The organism is Brevundimonas sp. 'scallop', assembly GCF_011045535.1.
Classification (GTDB): Bacteria; Pseudomonadota; Alphaproteobacteria; order Caulobacterales; family Caulobacteraceae; genus Brevundimonas; species Brevundimonas vesicularis.
Map to the genome: position 1 here is coordinate 600,079 of NZ_CP039382.1, position 13,660 is coordinate 613,738.

Annotated in this window: 12 protein-coding genes; 7 read left to right on the forward strand and 5 right to left on the reverse strand. The window is 67.4% G+C overall.

The genetic code is table 11. The features are described from left to right. The first annotated feature begins 116 nt into the window (after nt 1–116). A complete protein-coding gene (locus tag E4341_RS02900) occupies nt 117–2,303 on the forward strand; it encodes a M3 family metallopeptidase (RefSeq protein ID WP_165115022.1) in 2,187 nt (728 codons plus the stop codon). A gap of 138 nt (nt 2,304–2,441) precedes the next feature. After that, nucleotides 2,442–3,407 carry a magnesium and cobalt transport protein CorA gene (locus E4341_RS02905; RefSeq protein WP_165115024.1) on the forward strand — a complete coding sequence of 322 codons (966 nt, stop codon included), beginning with the start codon at nt 2,442–2,444 and terminating at the stop codon, nt 3,405–3,407. Here the strand turns inward: E4341_RS02905 and ppc are convergent, their stop codons facing one another. Continuing rightward, the gene (gene ppc / locus E4341_RS02910; protein ID WP_165115026.1) at nt 3,408–6,107 is read right to left on the reverse strand and encodes a phosphoenolpyruvate carboxylase; all 2,700 of its coding nucleotides are present in this window, start codon (nt 6,105–6,107) and stop codon (nt 3,408–3,410) included. A 202-nt stretch (nt 6,108–6,309) separates the two neighbouring features. Between ppc and E4341_RS02915 the strand changes: the two genes are divergently transcribed. Further along, nucleotides 6,310–7,500: a divergent polysaccharide deacetylase family protein gene (locus tag E4341_RS02915; RefSeq protein ID WP_165118522.1), complete on the forward strand. Its 1,191-nt coding sequence runs from the start codon at nt 6,310–6,312 to the stop codon at nt 7,498–7,500. Further along, nucleotides 7,500–7,976, forward strand: a complete 477-nt coding sequence (locus tag E4341_RS02920; RefSeq protein WP_066628099.1) for an RNA pyrophosphohydrolase — start codon at nt 7,500–7,502, stop codon at nt 7,974–7,976. Before E4341_RS02915 ends, E4341_RS02920 begins: the two co-directional genes overlap by 1 nt. A gap of 49 nt (nt 7,977–8,025) precedes the next feature. Here the strand turns inward: E4341_RS02920 and E4341_RS02925 are convergent, their stop codons facing one another. After that, nucleotides 8,026–8,505 carry an Hsp20 family protein gene (locus E4341_RS02925; RefSeq protein WP_091750981.1) on the reverse strand — a complete coding sequence of 160 codons (480 nt, stop codon included), beginning with the start codon at nt 8,503–8,505 and terminating at the stop codon, nt 8,026–8,028. A gap of 271 nt (nt 8,506–8,776) precedes the next feature. On the opposite strand from E4341_RS02925, the gene E4341_RS02930 reads away from it, so the two are divergent. From E4341_RS02930 to E4341_RS02940, 3 genes are all read left to right on the forward strand, one after another. Then, nucleotides 8,777–9,583, forward strand: a complete 807-nt coding sequence (locus E4341_RS02930; RefSeq protein ID WP_205751345.1) for a class I SAM-dependent methyltransferase — start codon at nt 8,777–8,779, stop codon at nt 9,581–9,583. A gap of 95 nt (nt 9,584–9,678) precedes the next feature. Continuing rightward, complete coding sequence (locus E4341_RS02935; protein WP_165115030.1) at nt 9,679–10,599, forward strand: class I SAM-dependent methyltransferase; 921 nt, start codon at nt 9,679–9,681, stop codon at nt 10,597–10,599. After that, nucleotides 10,596–11,630 carry an alpha/beta fold hydrolase gene (locus tag E4341_RS02940; RefSeq protein WP_165115032.1) on the forward strand — a complete coding sequence of 345 codons (1,035 nt, stop codon included), beginning with the start codon at nt 10,596–10,598 and terminating at the stop codon, nt 11,628–11,630. The genes E4341_RS02935 and E4341_RS02940 overlap by 4 nt, the downstream gene beginning before the upstream one ends. Nucleotides 11,631–11,634: 4 nt before the next feature. Here E4341_RS02940 and E4341_RS02945 read toward each other — a convergent pair whose 3' ends face one another. The 3 genes from E4341_RS02945 to E4341_RS02955 form a co-directional block, all read right to left on the reverse strand. After that, entirely contained in the window at nt 11,635–12,204 is a 570-nt protein-coding gene (locus tag E4341_RS02945) for a hypothetical protein (protein ID WP_165115034.1), read from the reverse strand. 75 nt (nt 12,205–12,279) lie between these two features. Continuing rightward, nucleotides 12,280–13,065 (reverse strand): histidinol-phosphatase, encoded by a 786-nt coding sequence (gene hisN / locus E4341_RS02950; protein ID WP_165115036.1) that lies wholly within the window; start codon nt 13,063–13,065, stop codon nt 12,280–12,282. A gap of 70 nt (nt 13,066–13,135) precedes the next feature. Next, nucleotides 13,136–13,516, reverse strand: a complete 381-nt coding sequence (locus E4341_RS02955; RefSeq protein WP_370458465.1) for a helix-turn-helix domain-containing protein — start codon at nt 13,514–13,516, stop codon at nt 13,136–13,138. Nucleotides 13,517–13,660 lie beyond the last annotated feature (144 nt).

Sequence of the window (13,660 nt, forward strand, 5' to 3'; positions counted from 1 at the left end):
AACAGTGCGACGACGTATCCAACCGGATTGGCGACAAGTTTATCCCCGCGTCAGGTGACGGGGGCGATCCGTGCGCCTAAGTGTACCACAACCATGATCTTGTTTCGGAGCACTCCATGCATAGACGCCAGCTTCTCATCGCGGGCGGCAGCCTGATGGCCCTGTCGGCCTGCGCTTCCACAGGCGCGACCTCGGGCGGGTCCGCTGCGGCGCCGTCCGCCGCCAGCGTCGCCGAGGAAGCGCGCATCGCCCGGGCCGTCCTGCCCAGCCAGACGCCGCGCGCCGAGCTGCTGCAGGCCTGGACCGGGAAGTATGATGGCGTTCCGCCCTTCGACAAGGTGACGCCGGCCAAGCTGCGCGAAGCCATGCTGGAAGGCATCGAACTGCAACGCGCCGATATCGCCGCCATCGCCAACAACCCCGAGGCCCCGACGTTCGCCAACACCATGGCGGCGCTGGAGCTGGCCGGCGAGCCGCTGGACCGGGCGTCCAATGTCTATGGCGTGATGACCTCCAACATCGGCGGCGAAGCCTATGACGCGGTCGACACCGAGCTGTCGCCGCTGCTGTCGGCTGCTTCGGATGAGATCACCTTCAACGAGAAGCTTTTCCAGCGGGTCAAGACCGTCGCTGACACCGCCGACGCGGCGGGCCTCAGCGCCCAGCAGAAGCGTCTGGCCGAGCGTCGCCGCGACGCCTTCATCCGTTCGGGCGCCAATCTGGACGCGGCCGGCAAGGCCGAACTAGGCCGGATCAACACCGCCCTGTCCAACGCTTTCACCCGCTTCGGCCAGAAGGTCGTCGCCGATGAGAATTCCTGGACGCTGATCCCCAACGAGTCCGGCGTGCGAGGCCTGCCGGACTCCAACAAGGCCGCCGCCGCCAGCGCCGCGCGCAGCCGCAATCTGCAAGGCTGGGCGATCCTGAACACGCGTTCGGCGGTCGATCCCTTCCTGACCTTCGCCGACGACCGGGCCCTGCGCGAGCAGGTCTGGAAGAAGTTCGTCAATCGCGGCGACAACGGCGACGCCAACGACACCAACTCGACCATCGCCGAGATCGTGAAGCTGCGCGACCAGCGCGCCAAGCTCTTGGGCTATCGCAACCACGCCGAACTGCGCATGCAGGACACGATGGCCAAGACCCCGGCCAATGCTCAGGCCCTGATGGATCGCGTCTGGGCGCCGGCCAAGGCCCGCGTCGCCGAGGAAGTCGCCGACATGAAGGCGATCGCCGGCTTCGACATCGAGCCGTGGGACTACCTCTACTTCGCCGAGAAGGTGCGCAAGGCCAAGTACGATCTGGATCAGAACCAGCTGAAGCCCTACTTCGAGCTGAACGCGGTCCGCGCCGGCTCCTTCGCCATGGCCGAGCGCCTTTACGGCTTCCAGTTCAAGAAGCTGCCCAAGGGATCGGTGCCGACCTTCGAGCCCGACGTCGAGGCCTATGAGGTCTACGACAAGAGCCGCGACGGCCGCCTGATCGGTCTGTACTACACCGACGATTACGCCCGCCCGGGCAAGCGTTCGGGTGCCTGGATGACCACCTATCGGTCTTTCTCGCAGCTGGACGGCTCCAAGGTCATTCTCGCGTCGAACAACAACAACTTCACCAAGCCGGAGCCGGGCGAGCCTGTCCTGATCTCGCTGGACGACGCCGAGACCTTGTTCCACGAGTTCGGCCACGCCCTACATTATCTGTCGTCGGTGGTGACCTATCCGTCGTACGGCAATACGCCGCGCGACTTCGTCGAATATCCGTCGCAGGTGCACGAGCACTGGGTGCTGAGCCGCCCGATTCTGGACGGCTATCTGAAGCACTATCAGACGGGCGCGGCCATGCCGGCCGAACTGGTCAACAAGATCGAGGCCGCCGCCACCTTCAACCAGGGCTATGCGACGGTCAGCTATCTGTCCTCGGCCATCGTCGACATGGACCTGCACACCCAGGCCGTGCCGCCAACCGATATCGACGCGTTCGAAAAGGCCAGCCTGGCGCGGATCGGCATGCCCAGGGAGATCGTGATGCGGCACCGCCTGCCGCAGTTCAATCACCTGTTCACGTCGGACGCCTATTCGGCGGGCTACTACAGCTATCTGTGGTCCGAGACGATGGACGCCGACACCTGGGCCTATTTCGAAGAGTCGGGCGACGTGTTCAATCCGGACATCGCCGGCCGCTTCAAGTCGATCATGCTGGCGCCGGGCAACACCACCGATCGCGCCGAGGCCTATCGCGCCTTCCGCGGTCGTGACCCGGACGTGGCGGCCCTGCTGAAGGTCCGGGGTTTCCCGGTCTCCTGATCGAGGGCGCTACCGCGCTGCGCGCTGCTTGAGCGCGTTCGTGAACTTGACGGCCGGCGGAGCGATCCGCCGGCCGTTTCGTTTGGCGAAAACCTGGCCTAGAGCAGGTCGAGACCCGCGCAGATCCCGGAACCCCGCATGACCGTCGTCGCCTCCTACGTTTATCGCGACGGCCAGCGCGTGCGAGAGGCGCCGCTGACGCCGGAGGGGCTGGCGTTGAAGCCGGGTGAGTTCGTCTGGATCGGCCTTTACGATCCCACGGACGCCGAGATCGAGATCCTGGTCGATCGGTTCAAGCTGCATCCGCTGGCGGTCGAGGACGCCCTGGCTGCGCACCAGATGCCCAAGGTCGAGGTCTATGGCCGCGAACTGTTCGTCGTGGCGCGCACGGCGATGAAGATCGATGACCGGCTGGCCTATGGCGAAACGCACGTCTTCGTCGGCGACGACCATGTGGTCAGCATCCGTCACGGCTCGGCCCGCGCCCACAACCATCTGCGCACACAGCTGGAAGCCTCGCCCCTGCAGCTCAAGAAGGGTCCCGACTTCGTCCTGCACGGCATTCTGGATTTCATCGTCGACGCCTATGCCCCCATCGTCGACGATGTCGAGGACAGCGTTCTGGAGATGGAGCAGCGGACGCTGGACGCGTTTCTGTCACGCCTGGAGATCCGCCGGCTGTTCACCCTGCGACGCGAACTGTTGAAGTTCAGGCGCATCCTGGGGCCGATGGAAGAGGTGCTGGGACGGCTCCAGTCGCTGGACCTGCCCTGTATCGATCCGGACGTTCGGCCCTATTTCCGCGACGTCGGCGACCACGTGCGGCGGGTGACCAGCCGGCTGGGCGGCTTGAACGACATCCTGTCGTCGGTGTTCGAAGTGGCCAATCTGCTGGAGCAGCAGCGTCAGGGCCTGATCACGCGCAAGCTGGCCGCCTGGGCCGCCATTCTGGCCGTGCCGACCGCTATCGCCGGCATCTACGGCATGAACTTCGAGCACATGCCCGAGCTGCGCTGGGAGTACGGATATTATGCGGTCCTGGGCGTGATCGCGACCATCTGCGCGGCGCTGTATGTGACGTTCAAACGGACGAAGTGGCTGTAGTCAGCCGCTGTTTCGCAGGCCTGCCGCCACGCCGTTGATGGCCAGAAGGATGCCCTCGCGGACGCGGGGGTCGTCGTCGCCTGCGCGGCGGCGGCGGATCAGTTCGATCTGGACGTGGTTCAGCGGCTCGACATAGGGCATACGCAGCCGGATCAGCCGGTCCAACTCGGGCTGGCCGCCCAGCAGGGCGTCATGGCCGGTGATGGCCAGGATGGCGTCGTGGGTGCGCTGCCACTCCTCGCGGATTTCGCCATAGATGCGCGACGCCAGCGACGCATCGGGGACCAGGGTGGCGTACCGGCGGGCGATGGTCATGTCGGACTTGGCCATGACCATCTCCATGTTCTGAACCAAGGTCTTGAAGAAGGGCCAGGCCTCGGCCATCGCCTTCAGCTCGCCCATGTCCTTGCCCTGAACCGCCGAGCCGAAGCCAAACCAGCCGGGCAGCATGACCCGGCTCTGCGACCAACTGAACACCCAGGGAATGGCCCGCAGATCCTCGATCCGCGTCGAGGCGGTGCGCGACGACGGGCGCGAGCCGATCTTCAGGTCGGCGATCTCGGCGATGGGGGTGGCGGCGCGGTAGTAGTCGACGAAGCCGTCGGTTTCATAGACCAGCTTGCGATAGGCGGCCATCGACCGGGCCGACAGGTCCGACAGGGTCGCGCCGTGTTCGGCGGTGAAGGCGTGATCCGTCCCCTTGCCCAGTGAGGCCAGCATGGCGCCGCAAGTCAGGGCGTCCAGATTGCGAAGCGCGATCTCCGGCTCGCCGTATTTGTTGGCGATCACCTCGCCCTGTTCGGTGGTGCGGATGCGGCCCTGGACCGTGCCTTCGGGCTGGGCCAGGACGCCGGCGAAGGACGAACCGCCGCCGCGCCCAACCGTGCCGCCGCGCCCATGGAACAGTTGCAGCTTCAGCCCGTGCTTCTGCGTCACCTCGACCAAGGCGCGCGAAGCCTCGTGCAACTCCCAGCCCGAGGTCAGGTAGGAGCCGTCCTTGTTCGAATCCGAATAGCCGATCATCACCTCCTGCACGCCTCGCGCCTTGGCGACGGCGAGGGCAGACGGCTCCTGCAACAGCCGCTCCAGGGTAGGGCGGGCGGCGCGAAGGTCCTCGATGGTTTCGAACAGGGGCGCGGCCTGAATGGGACAGGCGGCGGGGTCTTCGGGTCGGTAGAGACCGACCTCTTTGAGCAGCAGATAGACTTCCAGCAGGTCGGAAGCGGCGTCGGTCTTGGACACGATATGAGTGCGGATGGCCTGCGGGCCGAAGGCGGCGAGCGCTGTCGCGGCGGCATGAAGGATGGCGCGTTCCTTCAGGGTTTCCGGCTCATAGTCGGCATAGGGGCTGAACAGCAGGCGCGACGACGCCAGTTCGGCTGCCAGCACCTTCAGGCGGCCTTCTTCGTCCAGCGCTAGATAGTTGAGTTCGACGCCCGCGACCTTGAGCAGGTCGGCGACGACGCGTTCATGGACGTCGGCGTTCTGGCGCATGTCCAGGGTCGCCATGTGGAAGCCGAACACCTCGACCGCCGTGATCAGATCGCTGAGCCGGTCGTCGGCGAAGACGCCGCCGTGGTGCGACACCAGGCTGTCGTGAAGCGTCTTCAGGTCGGCCTCGAAGGCGTCGGGGCCGGGATAGGGTTCGGCCTGGACCGCCGGGCGACGGGGCGGGGGGGCATCGCCCAGCTTCTCGTGCGTGGCGGCCAGGCGGGCATAGACGCCGGTCAAGGCGCGGCGATACGGCTCGTCCGCGCGGTGGGGCGAGGGATCGTGGGCGGCGTCGGCCAGGGCCTGAAGCTCGGGCGACACCTGGGCCAGTTCGGCCGCGAGGCTGAGTTCGGCGCCCAGGGCGTGCACCTCGTCCAGATAGAAGGTCAGCACGGCCCGCGCCTGGCTACGGAAGGCGGCGGCCATGACCGTGGCGTCCACGTTGGGATTGCCGTCGCGGTCGCCGCCGACCCAGGTGCCGACGCGCATGAACGGCTTCAACTCGGGCGCCTCCAGCAACCGCCGCCAGGCCGACAACTGCTTGGGCGCGACGTGCAGGAAGATGCGGTCCAGGAAGGAGACGACGGTGTCGATCTCGTCCTGCACCACCAGCCCCTGGGTGCGGACCAGGCGCGTGGCCCACAGGATGACGATCTGGCGGCGCAGCGGTTCTGCGATGGTGTCGAGGGTGCAGGCGTCGCCGGCCTTGTCGCATGCGTCCAGCAGGTCGGTGATGGCGGCAATGCGGTCGATGACGCTCTTGCGCCGGACCTCGGACGGGTGGGCGGTCAGGACGGGCGAGATCAGCGACTGATCCAGCAGGGCGCGCACGGCCTCGCGGTCCACGCCCTGGTCGGCCAGACGCTTCAGCGCGCCTTCGGGCGTGTCGGGCCGGGCGCCGGCCTCGGCCTGGCTCTGGGCGCGGCGGCGGGTGGAGCGGTCCTCGGCGATATTGGCCAGCAGCGAGAACAAGGCGAAGCCGTGCGCCAGACCGGCCGCCTGATCCACCGACATGGCGGTCAGCAGCTTCTCCAGCCGCTTGGCGGGGTGCGAAGCCGGGTCCCGATGGTAGGCGATGGACGCCTGACGCACGGCCTCGACATGGTCGAACAGGGCCTGACCGCCCTCGTCGCGGATGATGTCGCCTAGAATGCCGCCCAGCAGTCGAACTTCGTCACGCAGGGCGTCGTCGGCGGCGGGGCTCATCATCTCAAATATCCTGGGACGGCTTGGGGTCGGCGCGGGGAGGTCGGCATCTGGAAGGGCGAAGTCGCCCGCGTCAACGCACGATCCGTGACAGCCGCCCCCAGAAATCACCGCGTCGATCATGGTGAACCGCCCGTTAGGGTTTCTTAACCGACGGCGCGCGATGATGCGGGCGTAGGATTCCAGATCGGTTCCACTCTTGCCCATGTTCGCCAAACGCCAATCCGCACTCGCCGCCACCGCCGGGACCGCCCCGCGCGCCAAGGACGGCCCGAGCCTGAAACCTGTCGTCGACGCCCTGAAGAGGCCGCCGGTCGCGGCGGGTCTGGCGGGTTTGCTGCTGCTCAGCACCAGCGCCCTGTTCCTGACGGTGCTGGGTGATCCCAAGGCGGGAACACCCTCGGCCCATGTCGCGCTGGAACGCGAGGCGGCCGCAGCGCCAGCGCCGGCGCCGACGGGCTTCGAAGCCTTCTCCATGGGCGCGATGGGGCTGTATCAAAATCTGGCGGGCGGCGCCGATCCGGCCGCAGGCGGCGACGCCGTCATCACCTTGCCGGACGGCGGCAGCGTCTCGGGTCAGGGCGCACCCATCACGGCGCCGGTCCACGCCGCCTCGCCCTTGGCCAAGGCGCCCATCGCCGGCCTGTCGCAGCCCGGATCCAACGGTCCCCTGCCGATGATCGCGCCCGACGGCCGCGTACCGGCGCAGGCCTATGCCCGACCGTTCCGACCGAACGGCAAGCCGCGCGTGTCGTTGATCGTCGGCGGCTTGGGCCTGAACGCCGTCACCACCCGCGCGGCGATCGAACGGTTGCCGCCGGAGGTCACGCTCAGCTTCGTGCCCTATGCCGACAATCTGCAGGGCTGGATAGACCAGGCGCGCGCGCAGGGCCATGAGGTCATGCTGGAAATGCCGATGGAGCCGACCGGCTATCCCGACAACGACCCCGGCCCCTATACGCTGCTGGCCGACGGCGGCGCCGATGACGTGACCGCCAAGATGGACTGGCTGCTGAGCCGCGCCACCGGCTATTTCGGCGTGACCAACTATCTGGGCGACCGGTTCGCCGGCTCGGACACGGGCATGAACGCCTTCCTGAGCGTCCTGCGCCAGCGCGGCGTCGCCTTCCTGGACGACGGCTCGTTCCAGCGTCGACCGGGCGCCTGGGCGCGGGCCAGCGCGGATCGCGTCATCGACCGGACCCAGTCGCCCGCCGCCATCGTCGCCGCCCTGAATGGTCTGGAAGCCCAGGCCAAGCTGCGCGGTTCGGCCCTGGGGGCCGGCTTCAGCTATCCGGTGACGGTCGAGGCCGCCGCCCGCTGGACCGCCGGCCTGGAACAGCGCGGCCTGCAACTGGCGCCGGCCTCGTCCATGTCGATGCGGCCGGGGCGCTAGTGTCCGATCTCGACGCCTATCGGCCCAATGTCGGGGTCGTGCTGTTCAACCGCGAGGGCCTGGTCTGGTACGGCCAGCGCCACGCCACGCCCGGCCCGCATAACTGGCAGTTCCCGCAAGGCGGCGTCGATGCGGGCGAGGATCTGGAAGCGGCCGCCCGCCGCGAACTGCATGAGGAGACCGGCGTCACCTCGATCGAACTGCTGGCGCGGACGGACGACTGGATCCTGTACGACTTCCCGCCCGAAGCCATGAACAACGCCAAGGCCTGGCGCGGTTTCAAGGGTCAGAAGCAGCAGTGGTTCGCCTTCCGCTTCACCGGCGACGAAGCCGAGATCGATCTGGCGGCCGACGACGAGGTCGAGTTCGACGCCTGGCGCTGGGGGCCGCTGTCGGACGCCTGCGACCTGATCGTGCCGTTCAAACGCCCGGCCTATGAAAAGGTCGTCGCCGCCTTCTCGCACCTGGCGGCATAGAAAAAGGGCGACGCGAACGCCGCCCTTTCATAGTTCGCCTTGAAACGGTTTAGGCTGCTTCAGCCTTCTGTTCGGCCTGGCCTTCGATCAGCGGCTGGCCGGCGCCGATTTCGATACGGCGGGGCTTCAGCGCCTCGGGCAGCTCGCGCTTCAGCGAGATCGACAGCAGACCGTTGACCAAATTGGCGTCGTTGACGACGACATAGTCGGCCAGCTGGAAGCGTCTCTCGAAATCGCGCTCGGCCAGACCGCGATGCAGATAGGTCTTCTGCGTCGCCGTATCGTCATTGGCGGTCTTGCGGCCGGTCACGGTGAGCAGATTTTCCTTCACCTCGATATTCAGCTCGTCGGGGCTGAAGCCGGCGACGGCGATCTCGATGCGATAGGCGTTCTCGCCCGTGGTTTCGATGTTGTAGGGGGGATAACCCGTGTCCTGGCTGGTCGCGCGCGAGGCGTTTTCCAGCAGATTGGCCAGACGGTCGAAGCCGACGGCCGAACGGTACAGCGGGGTGAAATCATAGGTACGCATCAGCATCCTCCTGAGGATCAGCAAGGTTGAGCCGCCCGGCGTTTTGGCCCGGACGGTAGGGTATCAGATCGACGACCCGAAACCGGCGCCGTCAGTCTGGAGAACCCGAAATCGGCGTCCTCGGAAGCAAAGATGGGAACCGGCGAAACGGCGTCAAGGGCGCCGCCCGCACGATTTTGCTTGCGTCAAATCCGCCTGTGTCTCGCGAAGTTCATTTGCGCGGGCGGTCCGCCTGCCTATGGAGAACGACCTGAACCTGGAGCCCTCGATCATGCGCCTTGCCGTTTACGGCCTCGCCGCCGTCCTGCTGTCCGCCGCCCCCGCCCTGGCCCAACAGTCGCCCCAGACCCAGGGCGCGTGGACGCCGCCGCGTTCGGCCCTGTCCAGCGCCATGCCGAGCTTCTCCGACGACACGGCCTTGCAGACCGCCATCGCCGCCGAGACCCGCCCCGCCGCCGACCGGGCGCGCGACGTCTATCGTCATCCGTATGAATCCCTGACCTTCTGGGGGCTGACGCCAGGCATGACGGTGGTGGAGATCGAGCCGGGCGGCGCCAGCTGGTGGCGGCACATCCTCGAACCCTATGCGGCGGCGACCGGCGGGCGTTATGTGCCGGTCAATCGCCCGCTGGAAAGCATGGGCGTGGCGGACGGAACCGCCGACTTCATCCTGGTGGCCCGCGCCTTCCACAACTGGTCACGCGACGGCCGGACCCAGCCGTATCTGCAGGCCTTCTTCAAGGCCTTGAAGCCCGGCGGCGTGCTGGCCGTCGAACAGCACCGCAGCGCGGAGGGGCTGAATGTCGCTGACGTCGCCTCCACCGGCTATGTGCCTGAAAGCTATGTGATCCATGAGGCGCGCAACGCCGGCTTCGTGCTGGAGGCGCGCAGCGAACTGAACGCCAATCCCAAGGACGACCACGATCACCCGTTCGGGGTCTGGACCCTGCCGCCGATCCGCCAGTCGGCCGCGCGCAACGATCCGTCCGGCCGCACCCTGACGCCCGAGGAACGCGCCGCCTTCGACGCCATCGGCGAGAGCGATCGGATGACCCTGCGTTTCCGCAAGCCCGAATAGGCCGTCTTGCGTTTTGACCGGACCTGCGAACCCGATTAAGCCCAAGGCGTCAGGGTGCGTCGGACGCGGGTCCCGGCGTCCTGCGGAGGTTTTGAATGGCTGATCGTCTGGCGAGCGCGAGCGGATTGTCGCGTCGGTTTCTGCTGAGCGGCGCTGCGGCGCTGGGGCTGACCGGCGTGGCGGCTTGCGGGCGCAAGGACGAGGCCGCAAAGGCGCCCGCCGCGCCGCCCACACCCGCAGGGCCGCCGGAAGGCTCGCTGGAATGGGCGGTCGAGGGATCTTGGCGCTCGGCCCAGGACAAGGCGCGCGACGCCTTCCGTCACCCGATGGAGACGCTGCGGTTCTTTGGTCTTCAACCCAAGATGACGGTGGTGGAGTTCTGGCCCGGCAGCGGCTGGTACACCGAAATCCTGGCCCCCTATCTGGCCAAGGGGGCGGGAACCTATGTCGCCGCCCTGTTCCCCGAAGGACCGACCGCCGATCCGGCGCAGGCCGTGCTGAACACCGCCTTCCGCACCCGGTTCTCCAGCGACAAGAAGCTCTATGGGGAACCGCAGTTTTCGGTCTTCGGCGCGGGGTCCGGCCCGGTGATCGCGGCGGGCACGGCCGAGATGTGCCTGTTCATGCGAACCCTGCATGGCTGGATGGCGGCGGGCATTGCGGAAAAGGCCTTCGCCGACGCCTTCGCCGCCCTTCGCCCGGGTGGCATCCTGGGTGTCGAGCAACATCGACTGTCCCCCGCGGAGGATCAGGATCCGGTCGCGGCCAACGGCTATGTGCAGGAAGCCTTCGTGCGCCAGTTGGCGGCCGAGGCCGGCTTCGTTTTCGTCGAGGCGTCCGAGATCAACGCCAATCCGGAAGACACCAAGGATCACCCGTTCGGCGTCGACACCCTGGCGCCCACGCGCCTGACGGCGCCGCGCGGCGAACCGGCGGACCCCGCCTTCGACCGATCCAAATATGACGCGATCGGCGAGAGCGATCGCATGACCTTGAAGTTCAGGAAGCCCGAGTGAACCGCGCCCAAGCCTTCGCCGCCAACGCCCCGTTGATGGGGGTTCCCGGCGCCGCCCCGCCGCCCGGCGGAAAGGGCGACTGGTTTCGCGGCGCGGGCGGAATGCGCCTGCGCGCCGGGCTGTGGAAGCCGTCTCATCTCGCTGCGGACAAGGTGCACGGCACCGTGGTGCTCAGCCCCGGCCGCACCGAGCCGATCGAAAAATACTATGAGGTGATCGGCAACTTCCTGGCGCGCGGCTGGTGCGTGCTGACCCACGACTGGCGCGGTCAAGGGCTGTCGGCCCGCCTGCTGCCCGACCGGCTGAAGGGTCACGCCCGTGCGGTCGAGGAGTTTCTGGACGACTACAACCGCCTGCTGAACGCCTATGAAGACCAGTGCCCCAAGCCGTGGATCATGGTCGGCCATTCGATGGGCGGCTGTCTGAATCTCTTGTCGCTGGAAAGCGGCGAGGACCGCTTCGCCGGCGCGGTCCTGTCCAGCCCCATGCTGCGCATCAAGACCGGAAAACGGTCGATGTGGTCGGTCAAGCTGGTGGTGCGCTGGAACATCCGCCACGGCCAGGCCGGCGACTATATCCTGGGCGACCCCGACGATCCGTTCGACCACAACTTCGCCGAGGACGCCCTGACCTCGGACGAGGCCCGCTATGAGATGTGGCGTCAGCAGCTTTACGCCTGCCCGCACCTGGCCATCGGCGGTCCCACCTACGGTTGGCTGGCCTTTGCGCTGGACGCCGGCGAGCGCGCGCTGAAGCCCAAAGCCCTGAAGGCGGTCAAGGCGCCGGTCGTGATCGTCCAGGCCAGCGCCGACGACGTGGTCTGGAAACAAACCAACCAATGGGCCGCCAAACGCATCCCGCGCGGCCGCTACGTCGAGGTCGCCGGCGCCAAGCACGAGGTCATCATGGAGGCCGACGACCTGCGCGCCGTCTTCCTGAACGAATTCGACGCCATGGCCGATCTGGTCGCGCCTGCGGCCGACGCGCTCACCGATCCGTCGGCGAGGACGACTGACGTGACGGCGGGCTGATCGTTCAGGCGGCGGTTTCGGCGCGCCAGCGTCGGTCGATCGTCTGGGTGACGCCGCATAGCTGCAGGAAGGCGACGGCGACGCCGGGGCCTGTCTCGGCCTTGACCAGCAGGGGCAGAACGATCCACTCGCGCGGGAAGCGCATGACCATCACGTCGTCGCTGGCGCGCAGGTGCGGGCAGTATTTCATCGAGCGGTCGACGCAGCGCCGGTGCAGGGGCGCGATCGAGCCGGCGTCGATCATCACCCGGTCGTCGGCGATGTCGGCGCGAACCTGACCGCCGCGCGCCCTGAGCTGTCCGGCGCAACGTCGCGCGGCGATCTGGGTCCAGCGATCGCTATCCTCAGTCGGCTCGCCGCACATCGGGCAAAGCATGCGCGCGACTGTCAGGCGTTGTCGGACCAGATGGTTCTTCGAATATTGCGGCTTGCCACTGCCGGGCGCGCTGGCCTGCATGAGGGCGAGACGGCCGCCGACGGTTCGGCACGGCGCGGCGCCCGTAATCTCTTCGCCGGTCCAGCTCGTGACCCAGGGCACGTCGACGCCGACAACCAGTTTGGACTGCCCAGCCATCGAAATCCGTCCCCTCAACCGTCCGCACCCTGACGCCGTCTCGCGACCTGCGTCAATATGCGCCAGGTGAGGGCGTCAGGCGGCCGCGCGTTTCAGCGTCACCAAGGCCTGGTCGATCAGGCGCGCGTCACCGACGGCGAGGACCTGGCCCCTGTCGTCCGGCGCTGCGCCGCGCCAATTGACGACCTTGCCGCCCGCCGCCTCGATGACAGGCACAAGGGCGGACCAGTCCCAGGGCTTCAGGCTGGTCTCGGCGACCAGATCCATCTTGCCCGCCGCCACCATGGCGTAGGCGTAGGCGTCGCAGCCCAGACGCGCGAGGCGGGCGGTCGCACGCACCTGGGTCCAGGCGCCCAGTTCCGCGCCGTTGAAGATGTCGGGGTCTGTGGTCGAGATGACGGCGTCGGTCAGCGTCTCGCAGGACCGCACGGCCAGCGGCGTGTCGACATCGCCGCGCAACAGGCGCGCGCCGGACGGGCCGCCGATAAAGATTTCGTCCAGATAGGGCTGGGCGATGACGCCGACGGTCGGCTTGCTGGCCGTGCGAAGGGCGATCAGCGTGGTCCACAGCGGCAGGCCCGAGATGAAGGCGCGAGTGCCATCGATGGGATCCAGCACCCAGACGTGCTCGACGTCCGGCCGATCCTCGCCATACTCCTCGCCGATGACGCCGTGGTCGGGATAGCGGGCGGCGATCAGGCGGCGGATGGCGGCCTCGGCCTGTCTGTCGGCTTCTGTGACGGGATCGAAACCGGCCGCGCCACCCTTGTCTTCATGCCCGATGTCTGAGCGGAAAAAGGGCAGGATCACGCGCGCGGCTTCGCGCGCCAGTTCGATGGCGAAGGCTTCGTATTCGGTCATGGGATTCCCTTACCGCGCTTTCGCCGGCATGGGCGCCCCTTGAGACGTGCAGATCGGGGAGACCCGCAGATCAGGCGGCGGCCGCGTCGCCCGCATGCAGGGACTTGGCCAGATCCAGCAAACGCCGGCGGGGCCGTTCGTCCAGCTGATAGTAGGCCTGGATCAGATCCAGCGTTTCCTTGCGCGAAAAGACTTCGCCGCCCTTGGGCGTCGGCGCGTTGGCCTCCATCGCCTCGGCCAGGCCATCGTAGAAATAGGCGACGGGCGTTTCCAGCGCCTCGGCCAACTGCCACAGGCGCGCGGCGGAGATGCGGTTGGCGCCGCATTCGTACTTCTGGATCTGCTGGAAGCGGATGCCGACCTGGACGGCCAACTGCTGCTGGGTCAGGCCCAGCAGGCGGCGACGGCGGCGCAGGCGGCGGCCCAGATGAAGGTCGATGTCGTCGGCCATGACGGTGATCCTCGTCTCAACGTCTGTCCCGATGCGGGACGACACACGTCGATCACGGCAATCGCCGTGCCGGATCGCGCCTGACGCGAATTCGGCCTTATTGCGGCGAGGTTGGAGCCAGGACGCAACCGTATGGCTCGAGCC